The 22,415-nt window shown below is 65.5% G+C and carries 22 protein-coding genes and 1 tRNA gene; 13 read left to right on the forward strand and 10 right to left on the reverse strand.

Going from position 1 to position 22,415, the window contains the following annotated elements; all coding sequences use genetic code 11:
* Positions 1–178 precede the first annotated feature (178 nt).
* Positions 179–886, reverse strand: coding sequence for a 1-acyl-sn-glycerol-3-phosphate acyltransferase (locus KUW00_RS04150; protein ID WP_315901104.1), 708 nt, complete (start codon positions 884–886; stop codon positions 179–181).
* Positions 883–1,533, reverse strand: coding sequence for a TetR/AcrR family transcriptional regulator (locus KUW00_RS04155; RefSeq protein ID WP_108131203.1), 651 nt, complete (start codon positions 1,531–1,533; stop codon positions 883–885). Before KUW00_RS04155 ends, KUW00_RS04150 begins: the two co-directional genes overlap by 4 nt.
* A gap of 180 nt (positions 1,534–1,713) precedes the next feature.
* Here KUW00_RS04155 and KUW00_RS04160 point away from each other — a divergent pair, with 180 nt between their 5' ends.
* Both KUW00_RS04160 and KUW00_RS04165 read left to right on the forward strand, forming a co-directional pair.
* Positions 1,714–2,397 carry an SOS response-associated peptidase gene (locus KUW00_RS04160; protein ID WP_222568279.1) on the forward strand — a complete coding sequence of 228 codons (684 nt, stop codon included), beginning with the start codon at positions 1,714–1,716 and terminating at the stop codon, positions 2,395–2,397.
* Complete coding sequence (locus tag KUW00_RS04165; protein ID WP_222568280.1) at positions 2,397–5,321, forward strand: insulinase family protein; 2,925 nt, start codon at positions 2,397–2,399, stop codon at positions 5,319–5,321. Before KUW00_RS04160 ends, KUW00_RS04165 begins: the two co-directional genes overlap by 1 nt.
* 239 nt (positions 5,322–5,560) lie before the next feature.
* Here the strand turns inward: KUW00_RS04165 and sbcB are convergent, their stop codons facing one another.
* The 4 genes from sbcB to minC all read right to left on the reverse strand — a co-directional run bounded on the left by sbcB (position 5,561) and on the right by minC (position 9,229).
* Positions 5,561–7,051, reverse strand: a complete 1,491-nt coding sequence (gene sbcB, locus KUW00_RS04170) for an exodeoxyribonuclease I (RefSeq protein WP_222568281.1) — start codon at positions 7,049–7,051, stop codon at positions 5,561–5,563.
* A gap of 215 nt (positions 7,052–7,266) precedes the next feature.
* On the reverse strand, positions 7,267–7,521 hold the full coding sequence (minE, locus tag KUW00_RS04175) for a cell division topological specificity factor MinE (RefSeq protein WP_045991341.1): 255 nt from the start codon (positions 7,519–7,521) through the stop codon (positions 7,267–7,269).
* Complete coding sequence (minD, locus tag KUW00_RS04180; protein WP_045991342.1) at positions 7,518–8,339, reverse strand: septum site-determining protein MinD; 822 nt, start codon at positions 8,337–8,339, stop codon at positions 7,518–7,520. The genes minE and minD overlap by 4 nt, the downstream gene beginning before the upstream one ends.
* Before the next feature lie 149 nt (positions 8,340–8,488).
* On the reverse strand, positions 8,489–9,229 hold the full coding sequence (gene minC / locus KUW00_RS04185; protein WP_222568282.1) for a septum site-determining protein MinC: 741 nt from the start codon (positions 9,227–9,229) through the stop codon (positions 8,489–8,491).
* A gap of 258 nt (positions 9,230–9,487) precedes the next feature.
* Between minC and KUW00_RS04190 the strand changes: the two genes are divergently transcribed.
* Positions 9,488–12,265 carry a DUF349 domain-containing protein gene (locus KUW00_RS04190; protein WP_045991344.1) on the forward strand — a complete coding sequence of 926 codons (2,778 nt, stop codon included), beginning with the start codon at positions 9,488–9,490 and terminating at the stop codon, positions 12,263–12,265.
* A 133-nt stretch (positions 12,266–12,398) separates the two neighbouring features.
* On the opposite strand, the gene phbB is transcribed toward KUW00_RS04190, so the two are convergent.
* Positions 12,399–13,145, reverse strand: a complete 747-nt coding sequence (gene phbB / locus KUW00_RS04195) for an acetoacetyl-CoA reductase (protein WP_222568283.1) — start codon at positions 13,143–13,145, stop codon at positions 12,399–12,401.
* A gap of 369 nt (positions 13,146–13,514) precedes the next feature.
* Between phbB and KUW00_RS04200 the strand changes: the two genes are divergently transcribed.
* Both KUW00_RS04200 and KUW00_RS04205 read left to right on the forward strand, forming a co-directional pair.
* Positions 13,515–13,591, forward strand: a tRNA-Met gene (locus tag KUW00_RS04200).
* Positions 13,592–13,994: 403 nt separating this feature from the next.
* On the forward strand, positions 13,995–14,939 hold the full coding sequence (locus KUW00_RS04205) for a thioredoxin family protein (RefSeq protein WP_222568284.1): 945 nt from the start codon (positions 13,995–13,997) through the stop codon (positions 14,937–14,939).
* Positions 14,940–15,046: 107 nt separating this feature from the next.
* Here the strand turns inward: KUW00_RS04205 and KUW00_RS04210 are convergent, their stop codons facing one another.
* Positions 15,047–16,231, reverse strand: a complete 1,185-nt coding sequence (locus tag KUW00_RS04210) for a MalY/PatB family protein (RefSeq protein WP_222568285.1) — start codon at positions 16,229–16,231, stop codon at positions 15,047–15,049.
* 83 nt (positions 16,232–16,314) lie between these two features.
* Here KUW00_RS04210 and KUW00_RS04215 point away from each other — a divergent pair, with 83 nt between their 5' ends.
* Positions 16,315–16,749 carry a hypothetical protein gene (locus KUW00_RS04215; RefSeq protein ID WP_222568425.1) on the forward strand — a complete coding sequence of 145 codons (435 nt, stop codon included), beginning with the start codon at positions 16,315–16,317 and terminating at the stop codon, positions 16,747–16,749.
* 8 nt (positions 16,750–16,757) lie between these two features.
* Here the strand turns inward: KUW00_RS04215 and KUW00_RS04220 are convergent, their stop codons facing one another.
* A complete protein-coding gene (locus KUW00_RS04220; protein WP_261391961.1) occupies positions 16,758–17,093 on the reverse strand; it encodes a hypothetical protein in 336 nt (111 codons plus the stop codon).
* A gap of 62 nt (positions 17,094–17,155) precedes the next feature.
* On the opposite strand from KUW00_RS04220, the gene KUW00_RS04225 reads away from it, so the two are divergent.
* The 7 genes from KUW00_RS04225 to KUW00_RS04255 all read left to right on the forward strand — a co-directional run bounded on the left by KUW00_RS04225 (position 17,156) and on the right by KUW00_RS04255 (position 21,576).
* Positions 17,156–17,959, forward strand: a complete 804-nt coding sequence (locus KUW00_RS04225; protein WP_045991348.1) for a hypothetical protein — start codon at positions 17,156–17,158, stop codon at positions 17,957–17,959.
* 144 nt (positions 17,960–18,103) lie between these two features.
* On the forward strand, positions 18,104–18,508 hold the full coding sequence (locus KUW00_RS04230; protein ID WP_045991349.1) for an acyl-CoA thioesterase: 405 nt from the start codon (positions 18,104–18,106) through the stop codon (positions 18,506–18,508).
* Positions 18,509–18,510: 2 nt separating this feature from the next.
* Positions 18,511–18,978 (forward strand): Cys-tRNA(Pro) deacylase, encoded by a 468-nt coding sequence (ybaK, locus tag KUW00_RS04235; RefSeq protein ID WP_222568287.1) that lies wholly within the window; start codon positions 18,511–18,513, stop codon positions 18,976–18,978.
* 137 nt (positions 18,979–19,115) lie between these two features.
* Positions 19,116–19,430 (forward strand): hypothetical protein, encoded by a 315-nt coding sequence (locus KUW00_RS04240; RefSeq protein WP_045991351.1) that lies wholly within the window; start codon positions 19,116–19,118, stop codon positions 19,428–19,430.
* Positions 19,414–19,935: a DUF501 domain-containing protein gene (locus KUW00_RS04245; protein ID WP_045991352.1), complete on the forward strand. Its 522-nt coding sequence runs from the start codon at positions 19,414–19,416 to the stop codon at positions 19,933–19,935. Before KUW00_RS04240 ends, KUW00_RS04245 begins: the two co-directional genes overlap by 17 nt.
* 54 nt (positions 19,936–19,989) lie before the next feature.
* A complete protein-coding gene (locus tag KUW00_RS04250) occupies positions 19,990–20,541 on the forward strand; it encodes a TIGR00730 family Rossman fold protein (protein WP_108131194.1) in 552 nt (183 codons plus the stop codon).
* Positions 20,542–20,607: 66 nt separating this feature from the next.
* Positions 20,608–21,576, forward strand: a complete 969-nt coding sequence (locus KUW00_RS04255) for an NAD(P)H-quinone oxidoreductase (protein WP_222568288.1) — start codon at positions 20,608–20,610, stop codon at positions 21,574–21,576.
* 252 nt (positions 21,577–21,828) lie between these two features.
* Here KUW00_RS04255 and KUW00_RS04260 read toward each other — a convergent pair whose 3' ends face one another.
* Positions 21,829–22,335, reverse strand: coding sequence for a hypothetical protein (locus KUW00_RS04260; protein WP_108131597.1), 507 nt, complete (start codon positions 22,333–22,335; stop codon positions 21,829–21,831).
* Positions 22,336–22,415: the final 80 nt, after the last annotated feature.

Below are 22,415 nucleotides of genomic sequence, written 5' to 3' on the forward strand. Positions count from 1 at the left end.
GGAACCGGCGAGCAAGCCACCAAGGCAGAGTACTTGCCAGCAAAGCACTGACAAGCAAAGCACTGACAAGCAAGGTTTTTACGAGAAAGGGACGGCCGAGGCCGTCCCTTTCTGCGTTATCCCTTCCCTAACCCGACCTTCCCTCTGTCGGAGCCTGCGCACCCCGGCGGCGGTTGCCTCAGGGCTTACCGGTCTCGACCCAGCGATCGGCTTCGGCCTTGAGCTCGCGCACTCGGGCCTCCAGCGACTGACGGGTGGCTTGCCCCGGCGGCACCGGCTCGTCGAAGTAGAGCGCCACCCGGGCGCGGCAGCGCCTGGGGAAATGGGCCAGAGCCTTGCCGTGGCAATTGGAGGTCCACGAGCCCCACAGGCCTGACAGCGCGACGGGAATCACCGGCACCGGGTCCCTCGACAGAATCAGATCGAGGCCCCGGCGGAAGGTCTTGACATCACCATCCGACGTCAGCCGCCCTTCCGGGAACAGCATCACCACGTCGCCGTTTCTCAAGGCGCGGCTGACTTCTTCCAGGGCGCGACGCACATTGCCCGGGTCACGACGATCCGACTCCACGGGTATCGCCCCGACCATGCGGAACAGCCAGTTGAGGCGCTTCGACTCGTAGATCGGGCGATCCATCAAGAAGCGCAGCGGCCTGGGGCTGCCGCCGCCCATCACCAGCGCATCCATGAAGCTGACATGATTGCACACCACCAGCGCCGGCCCGCGCGGGGGCACGAAGCGACGCCCCTGGAAGCGAAGTCGGTACAACACATGGATAAAGGCAAACACGAAACGTCGGATATACACCGCCGGGGCGCGATAGAAGCGCCAGGCAGCGATGCAGGCAAGCAGGCCGACGAGGCCCCAGACGAGTACGTCGATCACGGCGTGTCGTTCACCTGTCTATCGCCCCTCTGGTCACGGCCTATCTGCTTGAGTCCGGCGAGGGTGGTCGACAGCAGTTGATCGAGCAGCTCCTCGACCTCAAAGGCGCCGCCCTGGGAATAGCCAAGACGATCATTGAGCCCCAGCTGCACCAGGCCATGAACGCTGCCCCACAGGGTTCGCGCCAGGCGCTGCGCCTCGAGCGATTCGAGATCCGGTTGATACTCGGTCAGGGTCCCCTCGACCCGGGCAAACAGTGCGCCGATCATATCGGTCTGGCGCTGATCGAGCTCGCCTTCCTGGGCCAGCGGATAGTCGAACATCAGCTGCCAGCGATGGGCGTCTTCGCGGGCGAACTTCCAGTACCCCTGGGCCAGGGCACGCAGCCGGGCCTCAGGCTCGGTGGTGTCGACCAGCAGGGGCTCCATCACCGTGCGCAGCCGACCGAGGCTTTCCAGGTTGACGTGCTGAAGCAGGTTGTTGAAGCTGCCGTAGAGTTTCAGCAGGGTGCTCGGCGCACAGCCCACCTCCCGGGCCAACGAGCGCAGCGACAGGGCATGCACCGGCTGCTCAGCCAGCCAGGCATCGCAGGCGGCCATCACTTGGGCGTGAAGCTCCTCGGGGGCATGCTGTCTTGGACGCGCCATCGCTCTTCTCTCTCGCGGCCGGACATCGGCGGCTTCAGGTTCAGCGGTATCGTTCAGCATACATTAATCGAACACTGTTTTCGACCGCTCATTATGCCCCCTTCGCCGCAACAACGGGCTCAAGGCTTTCCTGACACCGGGAGCTTGGGTACGCTGGCCCTCCAGATCGCAGGAGCCCCCATGACCGGCCGTCTCTATATTCCCGCCCGCGCCATCGAGACCGCCCTCGACGACCTCGATGCTCCGGCCCAGGCCATCAGCGGCGTCAACATGGCCCCGCGCCGTCCACTGTCGATCATCCGCCTGGAAGCTGGACGCCCTACCCTGGGGATCGGTTTCTGGGGCCTGACACCGCCCTGGTTGCAGGTGCTCGATCACGCCCCCCACTGCGCCCGCGCCGAAAGCCTCGACTCGCGCCCGATGTTCCGTGACGCCTTCCGCGCGCGGCGCTGCCTGGTGCCGGTAGCCGGCGCCTACGCCTGGCAGCCGCGTCCGAACTACAAGCAGCCCTTCTTGATCACCCGGGCAGACCGCGGGCCGATGCTGCTGGCCGGACTATGGTGTAGGTTTCACACCACCCTTACCGACTATAACGACTCCTTCGCCTTGATCACGGTGCCTAGCCCTGGCTTTCTGGCCCCCCTGACCGACCGTCTGCCGGCGGTCGTGCCCCCCGGCCAAGCCAGGGCCTGGCTGGACCCGCAGAGTGATCCCGAGGACCTCAAGCCACTGTTGAGCCCCCCTCCCGGGGAACTGTTGGGCGCTTTTCCGGTATCAAGACGAGTGAACAATCCTCAAGAGCAAGACCCATCCTGTGCCCACCCCATCGGCAAGATGTGGCGCCAGACTTCCAAGGAGACGTGATGGCTTCGACCCTCACACGACGCGGCGCCAGCGCCCTCGTCGCCACCCTGATCGGCCTGTGGCTACCGCTGGCTCAGGCTTCCGCGGCCCCGACCGCTACCAGCGAGCAACCGCCCACGGCTCAGGCCGACGCCGACGTGGCCACCGCCACGACGCCGATCGTCAGCCCCCACGATGATCGCGACTATCGCGTACTGACCCTGGACAACGGCCTCGACGTCCTGCTGGTCAGCGATCCCGAGGCCGACAAGGCGGCGGCGTCACTCAATGTGTCGGTGGGCAGCGCCCAGGATCCCGATGACCTGCAGGGGCTCGCCCACCTGCTCGAACATATGCTGTTTCTGGGCACAGAGGCCTACCCCGAGCCCGACGCCTACCAGGGCTACATCAGCCGCCACGGCGGGCGCCACAACGCCTTCACCGCCTCGCTGGACACCAACTACTTCTTCGATGTGGAACCCGAGGCCTTCGAAGGCGCTCTGGATCGCTTCAGTCGGTTCTTCATCGACCCGCTGTTCAACGCCGACCGCCTGGGCAGCGAGCGCAACGTGGTGCACTCCGAATATCAGGCGCGCCTGCGCGATGACGCACGCCGCGAGAACGAGGTCCTCGACGCCCTGCTCAATCAGGCCAACCCCACCGTGGGTTTCTCGGTGGGCAGCAAGGAGACCCTGGCCGAGCGGCCCGAAGGGGAGCCCAGCCTGCGCGAGCGGGTCATGAACTTCTACGACAACCACTACGGCGCCAACGTCATGCATCTGGCGGTAGTGGCGCCGATGCCGCTGGATCAACTGCAGACACTGGTGGTCGAACGCTTCGCCGAGGTGCCCGATCGCGGCCTCGAGGCACCCGTCATCGACACCCCACTGGTGGATCGCTCACGCCTGCCGCTGGCCGCCGAGGCCCAGTCGCTGCGCGACGCTCGCCGCGTCAGCTTTCTGTTCCCGGTGCCCGACCCCGTGCTCAGCTATCGCCACAAGCCGGCCAGCTACATCGCCAACCTGATCGGTCATGAGGGGCCCGGCAGCCTGTTGAGCCGCCTGCGCGAGGCCGGCTGGGCCGACGGCCTGTCCGCCGGCGTCACCCGAGGTGACGGCCGCCATGCACTGCTGGCCGTGGATGTCAGCCTGACCCCTGAGGGGCGCGAGCAGCTCGATCGCATCCAGGCCAGTCTGTTTGCCACCATCGAGCAGATTCGCCAACAGGGCATCAGCGAGGAACGCTACGACGAGCAGGCCAGCCTGTCCGAGCAGGCGTTCCAGTTCCAGCAGCACGGTAACGCCCTGGACGAGGCCATGCGCCTGTCCATGAGCCTGACCCACTACCCGCTCGAGGACGTCAACCGCGCCGGCTACCGCATGGACGGGCTCGACGCAGAGGAAGTGCGTCGCTGGCTCGATGCGCTGCGCCCCGACAACATGATCCGCCTGTACACCGGCCCCGAGGTCGAAGGCGACCAACGTAGCCGCTACTACGACACCGCCTGGCAGGAGACGCCATTGGCCGATACCGCAGCCGCCCCCCTGGCGGGGCTGGCACTGCCCGAGCCCAATCCCTTTATCGCCGAGGACCTGGCGCTGCTTGAGGCCCACGACGAGCGCCCCTCACTGCTGATCGACACCCCCGAGGCCGACGCCTGGTACAAGGCCGATGCCGAGTACGATACGCCCAAGGCCTCCTGGCGCTTCAGCCTGCAGCACCCTGGCGCCAGCCAGTCCCCGCGCCAGGCCGTGCTGACACAACTGCTGGCCGGCTGGCTCAACGACAGCCTCAACGAGAAGCTCTACGCCGCACGTCTGGCGGGACAGAAGTATGAAGCCTATGCCCACTCGCGTGGCATGACGCTGTCCTTCACCGGCTGGCGTGACCGCCAGGACAGGGTGATACGGGAGGTGATCGACCAGCTCAAGCAGGGTGAGATCCTCGACGCAAGCGTTGCCCGAGTGCGCTACGGCCTGGAAAAGCAATGGGGCAATGCACCACGCAATCCGCTCTATCACCAGGGTCAACGCACCCTGTCCGAGGCGCTGATTCGGCCCCAGTGGTCCCCCCAGGTACTGCTGGAGGCGCTGTCCGACCTCGAGCCCCAGGACCTGCGCGACTTCCGCGAGCGCTTCCTCGACGAGCTGCACCTGCAGGCGCTGGTGGTCGGCAACCTGGAAGAGTCGCTGGCACGCGACGAGGCCGAGCAGGCCATCGCGGCGCTTGAGCCCAGCCTTGGCGCGGACGCCATCACCGACCTGCAGGTACTCAAGGCAGTGGATCTGCCGAGCCTGACGCCGGACTCCAGCCGAGACGAGTCGCTGCTGATTCGCTACCTGCAGGGGCCGGACCAGGGTATCGCCACCCAGGCCCGCATCGCGGTGCTCGGCAAGCTGCTCGAGACCCCCTTCTACCAGCAGTTGCGTACCGAACAGCAGCTCGGGTACATCGTCAGCGCAGGCTACTCACCGCTGCTGCACGCTCCGGGCATCAGCCTGCTGGTGCAGTCTCCCTCCACCCAAAGCGACGAGCTCAAGGCCAGGGTCAGCGACTTCCTCGACCGTGTGCCCGAGCGTCTGGACAGCCTGGATGACGACACCCTGGCCACCTATCGCCAGGCGGTCCACGACGAGATTACCCAGCGTGATTCAGGCCTCGAGGAGCGCACCACCCGCCTGTGGCAGGCGCTGTCCTACGGCGACACCGACTTCGATAGGCGTGAGCGGCTGGCCGCCGCGGTGCTCGAGGTCGACGCCGCCAGCCTGAAGGACAGCTGGCAGCTTCTGGGTGGCGCCGCAGTGGTGGACGTGACCTTCGATCCGGGCGCCGCACCCAGCGACGTCATGGCGTTGAAAGGCGACCTGGAAGCCCTGCCCGGTGACGAGGAAGAAGCGCTGTCACCGACGCCGGCGGACACCAGCGCCCAGGCGGCCAAACCCTGACAGGGCTCTGCCAAAAGGCCCTGGCCCACCCCATCGCCCCCTGCTTGGGGGCGATCCCGCTCGGCTGGCGACGCCGCCGCCGACAGCAGTGACGACAAGGCCCGACCGGCATCGCCGGTCGGGCCTTGTCGTTTCACCCGCTTCATCACACCTGATTCATGGCACCTGATTCATGGCGCCATATTGATGATGCCCGACACGGCCAGCGCGACGCCGTGCGTCTGCGCCAGGCTGGTCCCCTAGCCGAACGCCTGGGCGGGCATGATCGACTCCACAAACATCACCATCTCCTCGAGGATCTGGCGTTCGCGATCGCTCAGCGAGGTCTGGTTCAGACGTTCGATTTCACGCGCGAATTCCTTTAGCGTCAGGCTCGCCAGCGCCGAGTCGTTCATCCGCTCCCACCGGAAGGTCTCCCAGCGCGCCTGCTCCTCGCCGGTCAGGGTGTCCGGATAGCTGCGGGCGCGGTAGCGAAACAGCATCTCCTCCAGGCGCGGGTCCTGGAAGGCAAAGCTGGCGTCGACCAGATCCCAGGGATCCATGGCACGCACGCGCTCCATCTGCTGGCGGTCGGCAGGAGAGAAGAACCCGCCGGAGTAGAGCATCAGGTCCGGATCCCTCGGCGGCTCCGGCGGTGGCTCGGCGAACACCTCCTGCACCTTGGCGACGATATCGGGGTCCTTGGCCAGCCGCTGGTAGTGACCGCGACAGGCGTCCATCTCGAGCCCCATGCGCGCCACGATCTCGCCGTACTCGCCCTGATGGGGCCCCGACACATCCTTGAGCGCACTGGGCGGAAAGATCACCGGGCACTTGTTGATGTGCACGACCTTCAGCGGAATCCGGCTTTCCCCCTCGGCCAGGTCGTCATTGCTGACAAATACCCGAGCACGAATCTCCTGGGGCGAGAGACTGAGCATGTCGGCAGGGTCCAGCGACAGGTCGTAGACGATGACGCCGTTGGGATTGGTCGGGTGTTCGGCCAGGGGCATCACCAGAGACCCGCAGGCACGGCTGGCCGGATAGCGCCGGGAGATATGCACCACCGGCTTGCGCTGGGTCGTATCCAGGCGTTTGCGCACCTCACGCTTGGCCCTGAGCGACAGCAGGTAGTCGAACAGGTTGGCATTGGCGCCACGCAACAGTCGCGCCAGGGCGATGGTGGCGCGCACATCGGCCAGGGCGTCGTGGGCGCCGGCATGCTCGATACCGTTGGCCGCGGTCAGGTCTTCCAGGCGAAAGCTGGGACTGCCGTCCTCGCGCCTTGGCCACTCGATGCCCTCTGGCCTCAAGGCGTGAAAGGCGCGCACCACGTCGATCAGATCCCAGCGCGAATTGCCGTTCTGCCACTCCCGTGCATAGGGGTCGATCAGGTTGCGGTAAAACAGGTGACGACTGACCTCATCGTCGAAGCGCAGGCTGTTGTAGCCCACCGCACAGGTCCCGGCGACGCTCATCTCGTCGACGATGGCGCCGGCGAACTCGGCTTCGGGCACACCGTTGCGCCTCGCCTGCTGGGGCGTAATACCGGTGATCAGGCAGGCCATCGGGTGCGGCAAGGCATCATCGGCGGGCTTGCAGAACAGCTCCACCGGCTCGCCAATCTCGTTGAACTCGGCGTCGGTACGGATGGCCGCGAACTGCGAGGGACGATCGCGCCGAGGATCGGCACCAAAGGTCTCGTAGTCGTGCCACAGAAAGGTCAGCGGAGCGGCTTTCGGCTGCGCCATGGGATTGCGGTCTCCACGCGTACGTCAAAGGCCCGTCAGCCTAGCACAGGCCAACGCCGGGCTCAGCCTGCACGATCACAGGTCGAGTCCGGCGCGGGAAGGAAATACACGAAAGACGCCCAAGGGGCGTCATCTTGATGGCTGGCATTGTCGATATCGCATCGGCGATGTGGCATCGACGATATCACGACGTTCAAGCAACACCAGACGCTGCATCAACTGCTGCGCGGCAGGGTCACGTTGAGCTCGAGCACCGAGCAGTTGTCCTCGCTGTCCAGCGACATATTGATGGCATCGTCGTCCACCTCGACATAGCGGCGGATGACCTCAAGCAACTCCTTCTCCAGCATCGGCAGGAAGTCAGGCTGTCCCCGCTGGCTACGCTGGTGCGCCACGATGATCTGCAGCCGCTCCTTGGCGACAGACGCGGACTTCTTGCGTTCGCGCTTCAGGAAATCGAGTAGTTTCACCGGCGACCTCCTCCTCCGAACATGCGGCTCAGCAGGCTTTTCTTCTGATACTCGTGGAAGCGCAAGGGCACCTCCTCTCCGATCAGGCGGCTGACCGTATCCATATAGGCCTGGCCAGCGTCACTGCTGTCGTCGTGGGTGACCGGGACCCCCTGGTTGGAGGCTCTCAGCACGGCCTCGGACTCGGGAATCAAACCTACCAGGTTGATGGCCAGGATCTCGCGAATGTCCTCGAGATTCAGCATGTCTCCCTGGTCGACCCGTCCGGGGTTGTAGCGGGTGATCAGCAGATGCTCCTTGATCGGGTCCTTGCCCTGCTCGGCCCGCCGGGTCTTCGATGACAACAGCCCAAGGATACGGTCGGAGTCACGCACCGAAGACACCTCGGGGTTGGTCACCACGATGGCTTCGTCGGCGAAGTACATGGCCAGCTGGGCACCACGTTCGATACCGGCGGGTGAATCGCACAGTATGTAGTCGAAGTCCTTGGTCAGGGTGTCCAGCACCTTCTCGACGCCCTCCTGGGTCAAGGCATCCTTGTCCCGAGTCTGGGAGGCAGGAAGGATATGCAGGTTGTCCACGCGCTTGTCACGGATCAGCGCCTGGTTCAGCCCGGCCTCGCCCTGGATGACGTTGACCAGGTCGTAGACCACACGGCGCTCGCAGCCCATGATCAAGTCGAGGTTCCGTAGACCGACATCGAAGTCGATCACTACCGTCTTGTTGCCTCTGAGTGCCAGCCCGGTGGCAATGGCTGCCGCACTGGTTGTCTTGCCGACCCCGCCTTTACCGGAGGTCACTACGATGATCTTGGCCAAGTGTCGCATCCTGTCGTCGTAAAGTTGTTGGTCCTGTGTGGTCACCGCAGTGACCAGGCACGGCCTTATAAAAATCGCTGTCCCGCGCTAAAGCGCCCGCTGATGCGGCAATGCCCCGCTGAAGGCGCTTCACAAGCCCGGCTGAAGGCTCACTTCAACGCGGTGATCCCCAACTGATCGTCCGTCAGCACGACCTGGACGGAGGAGCCGAGCAGCTGGGGGTCGAGATCTTCGAGACGCTTGTAGTTGCCCGCCACCGACAACAGCTCCGCATGCAGCTCACGGCAGAAGATGCCTGCCTGGTGGTCGCCGTGAATGCCAGCGAGGGCACGCCCCCTGAGGGCACCGTAGACATGGACATTGCCCGCCGCCAGCACCTCGGCCCCGGCATTGACCGCACCGATCACGGTCAGGTCGCCGTCGGGAGCGGTGATCTGCTGGCCGGAACGCACGGTGCCACGAAAGATACGTCCGCCATGAGGCGCGTCAGCCTCCACTTCCTCGACCACGGTGACGTCTTCGTCTTCCTGCACCGGAACGCTTTCCAGGGTACGCGCACGAGCGGCATCCTGGGGGGGGAACCAGCCAAGTCCGAGCGCCCAGGCGGACTGCTTGACCGGATCGGCACCACCACGCACCGCTACCGGCAGCAGCTTGTGCGCCCGGCACACCGCACAGATACGTTCCAGGGCCAGGTGAGGTTCGTCGAGCTTCTCGACGCTGAGCACCACCGGGGTGTGCTGAAAGAAGGCTGGCGACTGCGAGAGCTTGCCCGCGAGCTGATCGCGAATTTCCTCGGGATCCGCACTGGAAAGCTCCATCACCGTCATGGGCAGCATCCCACCCTTGAACGTAAACGCCATGCTGTCCCTGTCCACTTTGAGGCTCATTGCCGAACTCCACGTCGGGTGTTGGTCGGGGGATGATCTCAAGCTAAGTCAGAGCCCCCGGTCCTGCAACCGATCATAAGCCTCAATTGTCCTCCTGTCAGTGTCTCCAATCAGCCACAGCCCTGCGCTGAGGCCTTTTCTGATGGTGGCGCGCATGCTTAGATAAACTTTCTATCTCGACGCCCGGCTTTGCCTGGCGCAATAACAAGATGGTGAAGCCGTTTCGCCACCTTTCTTTATTTCTTTGCAGGAAGCCCCATGCCCGGACTCCTCCGCCGCCTTTTCTCGCCACGCTGGCGACATCCCGATCCACAGGTCCGACGCGATGCCGCCGAACGGCTCGACCCCCAGAGCCAACGCGAGGCCCTCGAGACCCTGGTCCAGGACACCGAGCCCGACGTCCGTCTCGCCGCGGCGAGACGCCTGGACGACCCACAGCGACTGCTGGAGCTGCGCGTTGAGGGTAAAGGATCACGCGAGCTGGATCGTCAGCTCATCGCGCTGCTGATCGGTCGCCAGGGCGGCATCGAACTTGGCCGCCGCCAGCAGATCGTCGAGTCCCTGGACGACGCGGCGATGCTCGAGGAGATCGCCCTCCAGGGCGATAACCAGCAGCTGCGACTCGCCGCCCTGGCCAGGCTCGATGACGAGGCCGCCCTGATTCGCCAGGCCTGCGACAACGGCATCGCCGCCGTACGTCACGCCGCCGCCGAGCGGGTCACCTCCGAGGAAGGTCTCAAGCAGCTGGCCCAGGCGGCCCGCCGGGATCGCCACGTGGTGCGCGACGCCAAGGAACGCCTGGGTCGACTGCGCGCCGACGCCGACGCCGTGGAACAGGCTCGGGAACGACGCGAGCAACTGCTGGCCAGTCTCGAGCAGCACGCCCGCGCCACCTGGGAGCCTCTCTACGCTGGGCGCTTCCGCCATCTGGAGCGCGAGTGGTCTCGACTGGCGGATCTGCCCGACGCCGGGCAGGAGCAGCGCTACCAGGAGGCCAGCCTGCGCTGTCGCAAGGTGATTCACGATCACGAGGCCCAGGAACACGCCCTGCGTGCCGACCGACAGCGCCGCGAGCAGGCCGATCAGGACCGAGAGGCACTGGTCATGGCGCTGGAAGAAAGCCTGGCCGCGCTCTACCAGGGCGAATATGTCGGTGAACAGGACCTGGCCAGCCTGCGAGCTCAGAAGCAGTTGATGGCCAACCGCTGGCAGGCATTGTCCGAGATCCACCTCGCCGACGACGGCCTGCGCCAGCGCTACGACAAGGCCTTGAAGAACTACGACGCCATCAACCAGGCCCACCAGCGCCTGGTCGAGCGCGCCCTGCCGCTGGAGGAAGCCATCAGGGCCGGCGACGAGGCTGCGCTGAAGCAGCTGGTGAGCGACTGCAAGTGGCCCGAAGGTCTGCCGCCAGACCCGAGGCTCGAACGTGCCCGACACCATCTTCGCCTGGAGAAGGATCTTTCCGGAGACGAACCGTCGGAGTCCCAGCTCACACGCTTCGATGAGGAACTGGATCGTCTCGAGGCGCTGCTCGACGAGGGTACCTTCAAGGGAGCAAGCCGCCTGCACCAGCGGCTTCGCCACCTCGCCGATCAGCTGCCGTCCTCGGCCGGTGCCCAGCAGTCTCGACTCAAGCGCCTCGGCGCACGACTCGCCGAACTGCGTGACTGGCGCGGCTTCGTCGCCGGTCCCAAGCGCGAGCAACTGTGCCAGGCCATCGAGGCCCTGGAGCAGGACGCCACCCTCACCGACCGTGACCGTGACCGCCGCCATCGCCAGCTGGTCAAGGAGTGGAAGGCACTGGGCGACGCCGCGGCCAACCGCGAGCAGTCCGAGCGCTTTCGGGCAACCTCCGAACGTATTCGCGAGTCGCTCAAGGCCTGGCGTGAACAACAACAGCGCCTGCGCGAGGCCAACCTGGCAGAACGCGAAGCGCTGTGCGAGCAGATCGAGGCCCTTCTGGAGCAGCCCGCCGCCCAGGCCGACCCCGACGCGCTGCGCGAGATCCGCGACCAGGCCAGGGAACAGTGGCGCCGCACCGCCCCTGTCCCGCGCGATCACGCTGAGGCCATCGGACGACGCTTCGGCCGCATCCGGCATCAGTTGCAGGCGCTGATCGATCGCCGCGCCAACGAGATCGCCGACGCCAAGCGTGAGGTGATCGACCAGGCCCGAGCGCTGGTCGATGCACGACTGCCGGCACGCCAGCGAGCCGACCAGGCCAAGGCACTGCAACAGCGCTGGCGCGAACTGGGGCGCGCGCCCAAGGGCGAGGAGCAGACCCTGTGGCGAGAATTCCGCCAACTATGCGACCAGATCTTCGCCCAGCGTGACGCCGAGCGCGATGATCGTGCCCAGCGTGCTCGCGAGCGGCTGGAACAGATGCAGGCCCTGATCGACCGCATCGATGCCTGGCAACCCGCGGCAAGCAGCGAGGCCGACTGGCTGGACAAGGCGGTGGATGAGGCCAGCGCGCTGGAACCGCTGCCATCGGGCCGGCGCACCGAAGGCATGCGCAAGCGCTGGACCGGCATCGTACGGGCTCGGCGCGAGCGCCTGGAACGGCTCTCCGTGGCAGAGGTCGTCGGTCGTTGGCGCGAGGTCAAACCCCTGATTCTCGAGCACCTTGAGGCCGACGATGACTGCCTCGCCGGTCGCCTCTGCAGTGATGTGGAGATTCCCGCCGCGCTATCGTTGCCGCCGGCGCTGAAACAGGCCCACGCACAGCGCAACGCCGCACGACGCGATCCTGCTCCAGCGGAGGAAGTCGCCGAGCGTCTGGCACGACTGCGGGTACACCTGGCGCTCCTGGCGGGCCATCCGATCGGCCACCAGGACGAGCCACTGCGCCTGGCGATCCAGGTCGACCGCCTCAACGACAGCCTTGGCCAGGCGCCGAGCCGGGAAGACGAGCTGATCTCGGTACTGTGTGGGCTGCTGGCCACCGGTCCAGTGTCGCGCCAGCAGTGGGAGCGCGAGGTACAGGAGCTCGACGCCCTGCTGGATGGGCTGAGTCAACTGCCACCACCCTGAGCGATGCACGGCTTGCCGTGCCTCCCCCCCTCTTTCAACCCCTGAAAACCACGATGCGAGGCCTTTTGGCCTCGCATCGTGGTTTCTGGCGAAATGTACATCGCCGAGCCTCGTGAGCCCGGCGCGACGTCTGTCAGCCCATGAACTGACCGCCATTGATGTCGATATTGGCACCGGTGATAAAACCGTTGTCCTTGCTGGCCAGGAAATTGACCAGGCGGCCGATCTCTTCCGGCGTGCCGTACCGCTTCATCGGGATGGTCTCGCGAATGGCCTCGCGCACCTTCTCCGGAATCTTCATGATCATGTCGGTGGCGATATAGCCAGGCGAGATGGTGTTGACGGTGATGCCCTTGGTCGCAGTTTCCTGCGCCAGCGCCATGGTCAGACCGTGCATGCCGGCCTTGGCGGCGGAATAGTTCACCTGGCCGAACTGCCCCTTGCGGCCGTTGATGGACGAAATGTTGATGATCCGTCCGTAGCCCTGCTCCAGCATGCTCTCGATCACGCTGCGGCAGGTATTGAAGACGCTGTTGAGGTTGGTGTCGATGACCACGTTCCACTGGTCCGCCGACATCTTCTTCAAGGTGCCATCCTTGGTGATACCAGCACAGTTGACCAGCACTGCGATCGGCCCATGCTGGTCCTCGATCGCCTTGACGCCATTCTGGCAGGCCTCGAAATCGGTCAGATCGATGCCGGTGATGTCGATATTGTCATAGCCATCCGACTTCTGGGTCTCCAGCCAGGTCTTGGCCTTGTCAGGATTGTTGTAACCGGCCACTACCTGATAGCCGGCATCCGCCAGTTCGCGACAGATTGAGCTTCCGATACCACCAGTACCACCGGTGACCCACGCGACGGGCTTTTGCTGAGTCATAGACGACCTCCCTGATTGTCCTTCACGCCGCCGCTTGGCGACGGCACTTGTTGTTGCAAGCATGTATAGCAGTGGATGCTCTGGTGCTGCGCATTCGCGCAACCAGGAACCTCGGGCCCAGAGCGATCGCGGGTGGCCTCCTGCCACTGCGACGCCCAGCCCCACCTGCCTACCTCGGCAGGCCTTCGTCGTGGTACTGCGTCGAATCAACGTCCACAACGACTATCCACCAGGCTAGCGTCTAGCACTGACATTTGCATGACAGCCCCTCCAGTATGGACCACAGCGCCCGAACGGCACGACCCATCACACCCGAAATCGCACAGGGTTGACGCAGCCAGAATTATCCGTATACTACGTCCTCGTTGATGCGGGGTGGAGCAGTCTGGTAGCTCGTCGGGCTCATAACCCGAAGGTCATCGGTTCAAATCCGGTCCCCGCTACCAAATACGAAAACGAGGCAGTCCTTCGGGACTGCCTCGTTTTTTTGTTGGCTGTCCGGTGGTGGCCGAGGCCAGCGCTTCGCCACTAGACGCCATTGCGGCATCCCTGTATTGCGAAGCCCGCCCCCTGATTAAATCTTAATTTTTCTGTGCCAATTCGATATTTTTTGGCGCTTCCGTGTCCCCGGATTAGCCATCCCCCCCTCCTTCTTTCGTCGAAGAGCTGACCTCGATCAACCCGAGTCGGTCAAGAATCGACCGTCGCCGCAGCCCTTTACCGCGTCTTGGGCACACCGCTGGCCAGTCATCGATTCCAGGCATGCTCCGGCGTATCGGCAGGCGCCTTGAAGTCGGTGGCCGTCGCCCGCATCTTTAGGGCAATTCACTTTTGACAAGGTTGTGTCCCATGCCCATCGTCGACCCTCGTACAGGCGAACCTCTGAGCAGCGATCCGAGCAGCGAACCCGCCCAGGGTGCCGCCGCGGCGTCCCAGGGGCCGGCCGACAGCGACCTGATCTTCGACGTCGACCGCAGCAACATTAAGCAGGTGCTGGAGCTGTCCATGCGCATCCCGGTGCTGCTGGACTGCTGGGCCCCCTGGTGCGAGCCCTGCAAGAACCTGATGCCGGTGCTGGAAAAGCTGACCCGCGAATACGCCGGCACCTTCCTGCTGGCCAAGCTCAACATCGACGACAACCAGGACATCGCCGGCCAGCTCGGCGTACGCTCGGTACCCGACGTCAAGTTGATCAGTCAGGGCGGTCTGGTGGACCACTTCCAGGGCGCCTTGCCGGAAAAGGAAATTCGCGAGTGGCTGGGCCGCTACTTCCCGGCCCCGGAAGATGCTCCGGCAAGCCCCGAAGAACAGGCCGAGCAGGCCCTGGCGGCGGGCGACACCGCCACCGCGCTGGAGATCCTGCAGCAGCTGACGCAGCAGTACCCCGACCACCTGGCCTACCAGATCCAGATGGCCCGAGTGCTGGTGGCGGAAGGTCGCAATGACGAAGCGCGCACCCTGCTTGACGCGCTACCTCCGGAAGACCGCGACGGTCCCGAGGCCCGCGGCGTTCGTGCCAGCATCGAGTTCGGCGAAGAAGCGCCCGACGCCGAGACCCTGGCCGCCCTGGAGGGGCGTGACGACAGCGAGGCCAACTATCTGAGGGCGCTGCGCCAGGTGGCCGACGGTGACTATGAACCCGGCCTGGAAGGCTTGCTGGCAGTGATGAAGCGCGACCGTGCCTACGGTGACGACCTGGCGCGCAAGACCCTGCTGCGGGTGTTCGACGCACTCGGCGCCGATCATCCGCTGACGGTGAGCTACCGCCGCAAGCTGTTCGCCCTGCTCTACTGAGGGGATCGAGACGTCGAGCGCCTTGCCGCTCATCGCCTAAAAAAGATGAAAACGGGGCCCCTTCGAGGGCCCCGTTTTCGTTGTTGAGGTTATTACGCCAGCGCCACTCAGCCGCCCAGCACCTGGTCCAGGCGCGCCAGCGCCTCGTCAAGCTGGGTGGCCGTGGTGCCGAAATTGAGCCGCGCAAAGCCCGGCCAGCCGAAGTCGGCGCCATCCGACAGCGCGACCCCGGCTCGCTCGAGCAATGCCTTGGCCGGCGACTCCTCGCCACCCAGGGTCGACTGGCGCAGATCGAGCCAGGCCAGATAGGTCGATTCGGGGGCGCTGAAGCCCACGCCGGGCCAGCCAGCGACGCGCTCGACCAGCGTCTGGCGGTGGCCACGCAGTACCGTCAACAACTCCTGGCGCCAGGGCTCGCCGTGGCGATAGGCGGCCTCAGCCGCCACCAGCCCGAGCACATTGGCGTCCGGCATCAATCCCTTGGCGGTATCACGAAAGCGCTTTCTCAGGCCGGCGTCGGGGCAAATCGCGCAGGCGGCAGTCAGCCCAGCCAGATTGAAGGTCTTGGAGGGCGCCCACAGGGTGATGATGCGATCGGCCAGCGCCGGGAAGGCGGCGGCCAGGGGCTGGTGGCGCGCTCCTTCGTCGAGCAGCAGGTCGCAGTGCAGCTCGTCTGAAACCACGATCAACTGATGACGCTCGACCAGTTCGGCGAGTCCTTCGAGCTCGTCGCGGCGCCAGGCTCGTCCGGTGGGGTTGTGGGGCTGGCACCACAACAGCAGCCGGGTCCGCTCGGTGATCGCCGCCTCCAGCGCCTCGAGGTCCAGCGTCCAGGGCTCGCCCGGCGCCTGGGGCGGGCGCATGGCTGCCTGCTGGGGCAGGCGCCCGGTGCGCCTGGCCACCTGCAAGAACGGCGGATAGATAGGCGTCACCGTCAGCACCCCATCGCCAGGCTCGGTAAAGGCCAGGCTCGCCAGGTGCAACGCCGGTACCACCCCCGGCAGCCAGTGCTGCCAGCGGGCCTCGATGTCCCAGCCATAGTGGGTGGCACTCCAGTCGATCAGCGTCTGTTCCAGACTTTCCGCCACCAGACCGTAGCCAAAGACGCCGTGATCGATGCGCGCCGACAGCGCCTCGACCACCGCCTCGGGCGAGCGGAAGTCCATGTCCGCGACCCACAGCGGAAGGACGTCATCACCGTGGCGGTGCCACTTCTGTGACGGCCAATGTGGCGAACGATCATCACCGCGGGGCTGTCGTCGATCGATCGGCGTGGCAAAATCGGGTTTCATGGTCATCTCCCTGACGATGGCTGGTCGGTTGCCAGGATACCCTGGCCAAGCACTTGAAGGACGCTTCCCCCATGACAAGCACCATGCCGCATCACGGATTCTTCGCCAAGGTATGCCGAGGAATGCCTGCCCTGATCGGCCAGTGGCTGGCGCTTGGACGCGGCGACCCCGATCGCCTGGCGCTGATCCTGGCAGAAACCGCCCGGGTCGCCGGCCTCGGCGACCCGGGAGAGACCCCGGACGGCGCCACACTGGAGTGCTGGGCCGCCGCCGACAACGACGAGATCCCACCCCACTGGGCGGTGCGTACCGCGCTGTTCCTGCTGGTCCAGATGCCTGCGCGGCCGACACCCGGCGATGAGCCCGAGGCCTGCGCCTGGGCCTACTGCTGGCTGCGCAATCGCGCCTTCGACAGCCGCGACGCCGCCGTCGACGCCCTGCCGGAACACCTTCGCCAACCGCTGGCTGCCGCGGTGACCGCCGCCTGGGTTGATCGCCAGGGGCTCAGGCTGGTCTAGGCACCGCACTAACGACGCCGCCGGGTCGGCCGCTTCGGCCGAAAGCCGTCGGGCTTGGTCGACAGCCATTCGACGAAGGAACGAATCTCCGGATGTGCCAGCAGCGCCTCGCGGCTGCGATAATGGTCGGCCAGCTCACGCTCGCTCAGCAGCGCGTGAAGATGGCGGTGGCAGCCGTGGCACACCCACAGGATCGTCGTCAGGCGCTCGACGCGATCGTGGCGCTTGCGATAGCGCGCCTTGCCGTGCAGCGAACGCGGTATCAGATGATGCTTGGTCAGGGGCGCCCCTCGCGCGCACAGCTCGCAGCGCTCTGGCCTCGGGGGCGGCGACAGCTCGGTCATGGTCATCTCGCTTGAACCTGGTCACCAGATACCTACGATAACCCAAGGAACCCCCTCCCCTCATGGACGTCCCCCTTCACTGGCAACTGGCCAAACTGCTTATCTCCGTCGGCGTCGTGCTCGGCCTGTCGGTCATCGCCGAGCGGGTCAGCACCCGGGTCGCCGGCCTGCTCTCCGGCTACCCGCTGGGCACCGCCATCGCACTGTTCTTCATTGGCCTGGAGCTGTCGCCCCAGTTCGCCAGCGACAGCGCCGTACACACCCTGGCCGGCTTCACCGCGACCCTGGCACTGGGCGGCGGCTACCTGCTGGCCGCACGCGGTGACGGGCTCAAGGGCGTGGCCCAGGGAACCGCGGGAGGCCTTGCCGCCTGGCTCGCCGCCAGCAGCCTGCTGACCCAGGTCGATTTCAGCCGCCTCGGTGGCACCCTCACCACCCTGGCCGCCATCATCGTCTTCACCTGGCTCTATCGCCGGGTCCCCGACGTCAAGGCCACCCCCAAGGGCGGTTTCTCCTGGCCGGCGCTGGCGCTTCGGGCAGGGCTCGCCGCGGGCATCATCTTCCTGATCACCGGCCTCGCCCATGTGGTGCCGAGCGCCTGGGCCGGGGTCATGGCGGCGTTCCCGGTGACCATGTACCCGTTCCTGGTGATCCTCCACCTGACCCAGGGGGCAGCGCCAGTGGCCACGGTCATCAAGCACTATCCTGCGGGCCTGGGCTCGCTTCTGTGCTACGCCCTGGTGGTGTCACTGACCTACGCAAGCCTCGGCCTGTGGCCAGGCACCCTGCTGGGCTTCGCCGCCGCCACCCTGTGGCTGTTGTCGTGGATGCGTGTGCAGCAGTGGTGGGCAGGCCGCCGAAGTTGAGAGACAAGGGCTGAGCTAAAGGCTGAGCCAAGCGTTGAGCCAAGACGGGCGCGCCGACGCCCGCATCTTGACCTAGCGCTTGCTTGGGATAATCCTGAAACCCTGACATCACCACATCGCCACCACAACAAACGAGAACGCCCTATGCTGACCCGCACCATCGAGCCCGCCTTCTACGACACCGACGCCCTCGGTCACGTCAACAATACCCGCCTGCCGGCCTGGTTCGAGCTGGCACGCAATGACCTCTTCCGCCTGTTCACCCCGGACCTGGACCCGGCCAAGTGGCGGTTGATCATGGCACGCATGGAGATCGACTATCGCGCCGAACTCCACTATGGCCATGACATCGAGGTTCGCACTTACCTGTCACGCCTGGGCAACAGCTCCTTCACCGTGACCCAGGAAGCCCACCAGAAGGGCGAGCTGACCAATCTCGGCCACACCGTGCTGGTGCACTTCGACCACCAGACCAAGAAGGCAGTGCCGATTGAAGGCGAGCTGCGCGAAGCCCTGATGGAGCACCTTCACGAACCGGAGATCGCCTGACCATGACCCCTGCCGTCAAGACGCTGGAAAAGGCCGGCAGACCGTTTTCCACCCTCAGCTACGAGCATGACCCGCGCTCGCCGGCCTACGGCGAGGAGGCGGCCGAGGCGCTGGGGCTGGACCCCGCGGCGGTGTTCAAGACCCTGCTGGCCAGCATCGATGGCCAGCGCCTGGTGGTGGCCATCGTGCCGGTATCGCGCAAGCTCGACCTCAAGACCCTGGCCAAGGCGGCCGAGGGTCGCAAGGCCGCCATGGCCGAGGCCGAAGCGGCCGAACGAGCCACCGGCTATGTGGTCGGCGGCATCAGCCCGCTGGGTCAGAAGAAGCGTCTGGCCACCTTTATCGATGACAGCTGTCACGGCCACAGCCAGATCCACGTCAGCGGCGGACGCCGCGGCCTGGAAATCACCCTGGCCCCGGACGACCTGATCGCGCTGACCGATGCCCAGGTGGTGGCGCTGGCGAGATAGCGCTTTGAGATAGCGCTTCGAGACAGCCTTTCGAGCTAGCCCTTCGAGACAGCCCCGTTCCCGGTTAAAAACCGGCCGAACAAGCGTCAAAATGGCAAAAATGCTAGGGTGGAGCCATATCGACACCAGAGGTGCCCATGGCGATCCGCTACACCCTGTGGCTGGACCCGGACGACAAGGTCCGCCATCGCGCCGCCGAGGCCAGCCTGGAAGCCTTCTTCCTCGAGCGCTTCGCCGACTATCCGCACATTCGCTTGTTCGGCGCCGATCCCTACGATTATGATGCCCCGTTCAATCGCCTCTACGACGTGCTGATCGCACGCGGCGCCGAGTTCATCGAGCGCGAGCAGGCCTACGTCCCCACCCCGGAACAGCTCAATCGTGCCTTCTTTCGCGCGGTGGGGCGCTCCACCAAATTCGTAAGAGACAACCCCGATGGTGATCCGTCCTGACACGCCCCCCGATGCCGCCCAGACGGCGATCATCGCCGAGCAGCTCGGTCGCGAGCCCCGCGGCATCGAGGCCCTTGCCGCCACCGACGGCGAAGGCACTCCGCTGGTGCTGCGCATGGCCCCGATCGTCGACGGCAAGCCGTTTCCCACCCTGTTCTGGCTGAGTTCCGAGCTGCTCAAGGTGGAGCTGTCACGGATCGAGGCAGCCGGCGTGATCAAGTCGCTGGAAGCCCGGCTGAAGGAGGATGACGACTTCCGTGCGGCCTACCATGCAAGCCACCAGGACTACATCGCCACCCGCTGGGCGCACATGAGCGCCGAGCAGCGTGCCGAGGTCGAGCGTCTGGGCTATGACAAGGTGCTGCGTGAACGCGGCATCGGCGGCATCGCCAACCACGATCAGGTGCGCTGCCTGCACACCCAGTACGCCCATCACCTGTGCGGCAACAATGTGATCGGCCAGTGGGTCGACGAGCACTACGGCATCATCGATCTATTGCCCTGAGCTGCTCGCAGACAAGCGCTCTCCCCCTTCACGCCGCGACAGGAAGAACGTTCCATGGCCCAGATCTGTGTCTATCTTGGTTCACGCCAGGGCGAAGATCCCCGTTTTCTCGAAGATACCCGCGCCTTCGGCCGGCGCCTGGCCGAACGCGGCCATGGCCTGGTCTACGGTGGCGCCAGTGTCGGCCTGATGGGCGCGCTGGCCGATGCCACCCTGGAGGCCGGAGGCCAGGTCATCGGGGTCATGCCCCACCACCTGGTGGACCGGGAGCTGGCCCACGATGGCCTGACCGAACTGGTTCGTGTCGGCGACATGCACGAGCGCAAGGCCCAGATGGCGGCCAACGCCGACGCCTTCGTGATGCTGCCGGGCGGGATCGGCACCCTGGAGGAATTCTTCGAGACCTGGACCTGGCGCTACTTGGGGCTGCACGCCAAGCCCATCGGCATTCTCGACACCTGCGCCTTCTATCGCCCCTTGCTTACGTTCCTCCACGCTGGGGTGGAGCAGGGCTTTCTCGACACCGCCACGCTCGATACCCTGATCAGTGCAGCCAACCCCGACGCTCTGCTGGAGGCGCTCGAGGCCCGCCTGGACAAGCGCTAGGCTCCTGCGTCCAGGCGGCTTCTCAGCCGCCTCGTCGACCTCTCATTTCATCATGGAGGATGTCCGATGTACGCCATGCAGCAAGACGGCGACCGCCTGATCTGGCGGTCCACCGACGATCTCCCCGCCCCCCAGGCCAGAGAAGTGCATATCGAGGTGGCCTGGGCCGGCGTCAATCGCGCCGACCTGATGCAGCGCGCCGGTCAGTACCCGCCGCCCCCAGGCGCCTCCGAGGTGCTGGGACTGGAAGTCAGCGGTAGCGTGGTGGCGCTCGGCCCCGAGGTCGAAAAGCTCCAGGTTGGGCAGCAAGTGTGCGCGCTGCTCGCCGGTGGCGGCTACGCCGAGAAGGTCTGCGTGGACGAACGCCAGGTGCTGCCGGTGCCCGATGGCTTTGGCCTGCGCGAGGCCGCCGCCCTGCCGGAGGTCTACGCCACCGCCTGGCTGAACCTGTTCATCGAAGGCCAACTCGCCGAAGGCGAACAGGTGCTGCTGCACGCCGCCGCCAGCGGCGTCGGTACCGCCGCGATCCAGCTGTGCCGCGAGTTCGGTCACCCCTGCTTTGTCACCGTGGGCAGCGATGAAAAGCTCAAGCGCTGCCTGTCGCTGGGTGCCAGGGCGGGCTGGAACCGCCACCAGGGCAGTTTCGTCGAGGCGGTCAAGGCATTCGGCGAGGTCAACCTGATCCTCGACCCGGTGGGGGCCAGCTATCTGGCCGACAATCAACGGGTGCTGGCCGCCGATGGACGAATGGTGGTGATCGGGCTGATGGGCGGACGCCACGCCGAGCTCGATATCGGCCGCCTGCTGATGAAGCGCCAGCGCCTGATCGGCTCGACCCTGCGGGCCAGGTCACCGGAAGACAAGGGCAGGATTCTGGGTGAACTCGCTCGCCACGTATGGCCAAGGCTCGAGCGCGGCGAACTCGCTCCGCTGATCGACGCCGACTGGCCCATCGAGGAGGTCGAGGCCGCCCACCAGCACCTCGCCGACAATGCCAACACCGGCAAGCTGCTGCTGCGTGTCGCCGCCGATTGATCTCGCTCCCTGAAGGTTCACACCAGCGCACGTTATCCACAGACGGTCAGTCGGACCGGCTGTGGGTAACTGTTCAGGTAGGCAGGCTCCCAACAGCTCCATAGAGAGCGGCGCCACATAGAGCGGCGCCATGGCGAAGCAAAGAGCGCGGCAAAGAACGCGGCAAAGAGTGCGAGAAAGAACGCGAGAAAGAGTGAGCGTCAGCGAGAGCGATAAACAGTGAGCGTCAGCGAGAGCGATAAACAGTGAGCGTCAGCGGCGCGCGCTGAGCTCCTGGGTGCGGGCGAAGGTCAACTGCAGCAGCCGGGCGTCCTCGCCGGCGCGATGGCGCTGGATGCCCCGCTCCTCGATCACCGACTCCTTGATGTCGCTCCACATCGCCATCTGGGTCTCGTCGAGCAACCGCCGCAGCGCTTCCAGGCGGAAGGCGGGGATCATGCCGGCGTGGTGAAACAGCAGCGACATCCAGGTGTTGTCGTACCCCCAGCTATCGCTGTAGGCGATGCCGATATCGTGCAGCTCATCGTTAAGCCAACGGGCGACGTGACGTACCGGATAGCCCTCGCGCTCGAGCCGGGCCCGGGATATCCCGTGCAGCAGCTCGGCCTTGGGATCCCAGTGGGTCCATTCCTCGAGGGGCTGAATCAGAAAGGCGCAGCAGCTGCCGTCCGGCCGCGCCAGGCCGATCTCGATCGGGTAGCTGCCGCGCCCGAATCCAGAGGCTTCGATATCCAGCAGAGTCGGTAACACCACAGGCAGCAAACCTCGTCGTGACAGTCGGCCAAAACGCCTCCCCGACGTCACCCGACAACGAAAACCGTACCCGAGGCCCAAACTAC

Origin of the sequence: Halomonas sp. DP5N14-9 (genome assembly GCF_019802175.1) — a bacterium.
GTDB classification, from domain to species: domain Bacteria; phylum Pseudomonadota; class Gammaproteobacteria; order Pseudomonadales; family Halomonadaceae; genus Halomonas; species Halomonas litopenaei.

Coding starts and splice junctions, on each gene's coding strand:
- KUW00_RS04210 (WP_222568285.1), bottom strand. CDS start 16,231: ATGAAACCCGATTTTGCCACGCCGATCGATCGACGACAGCCCCGCGGT.
- phbB (WP_222568283.1), bottom strand. CDS start 13,145: ATGACTCAGCAAAAGCCCGTCGCGTGGGTCACCGGTGGTACTGGTGGT.
- KUW00_RS04225 (WP_045991348.1), top strand. CDS start 17,156: ATGGACGTCCCCCTTCACTGGCAACTGGCCAAACTGCTTATCTCCGTC.
- KUW00_RS04255 (WP_222568288.1), top strand. CDS start 20,608: ATGTACGCCATGCAGCAAGACGGCGACCGCCTGATCTGGCGGTCCACC.
- KUW00_RS04240 (WP_045991351.1), top strand. CDS start 19,116: ATGGCGATCCGCTACACCCTGTGGCTGGACCCGGACGACAAGGTCCGC.
- ybaK (WP_222568287.1), top strand. CDS start 18,511: ATGACCCCTGCCGTCAAGACGCTGGAAAAGGCCGGCAGACCGTTTTCC.
- KUW00_RS04160 (WP_222568279.1), top strand. CDS start 1,714: ATGACCGGCCGTCTCTATATTCCCGCCCGCGCCATCGAGACCGCCCTC.
- KUW00_RS04215 (WP_222568425.1), top strand. CDS start 16,315: ATGCCGCATCACGGATTCTTCGCCAAGGTATGCCGAGGAATGCCTGCC.
- KUW00_RS04155 (WP_108131203.1), bottom strand. CDS start 1,533: ATGGCGCGTCCAAGACAGCATGCCCCCGAGGAGCTTCACGCCCAAGTG.
- KUW00_RS04220 (WP_261391961.1), bottom strand. CDS start 17,093: ATGACCGAGCTGTCGCCGCCCCCGAGGCCAGAGCGCTGCGAGCTGTGC.
- sbcB (WP_222568281.1), bottom strand. CDS start 7,051: ATGGCGCAGCCGAAAGCCGCTCCGCTGACCTTTCTGTGGCACGACTAC.
- KUW00_RS04165 (WP_222568280.1), top strand. CDS start 2,397: ATGGCTTCGACCCTCACACGACGCGGCGCCAGCGCCCTCGTCGCCACC.
- KUW00_RS04230 (WP_045991349.1), top strand. CDS start 18,104: ATGCTGACCCGCACCATCGAGCCCGCCTTCTACGACACCGACGCCCTC.
- KUW00_RS04190 (WP_045991344.1), top strand. CDS start 9,488: ATGCCCGGACTCCTCCGCCGCCTTTTCTCGCCACGCTGGCGACATCCC.
- KUW00_RS04205 (WP_222568284.1), top strand. CDS start 13,995: ATGCCCATCGTCGACCCTCGTACAGGCGAACCTCTGAGCAGCGATCCG.
- minC (WP_222568282.1), bottom strand. CDS start 9,229: ATGAGCCTCAAAGTGGACAGGGACAGCATGGCGTTTACGTTCAAGGGT.
- KUW00_RS04250 (WP_108131194.1), top strand. CDS start 19,990: ATGGCCCAGATCTGTGTCTATCTTGGTTCACGCCAGGGCGAAGATCCC.
- KUW00_RS04245 (WP_045991352.1), top strand. CDS start 19,414: ATGGTGATCCGTCCTGACACGCCCCCCGATGCCGCCCAGACGGCGATC.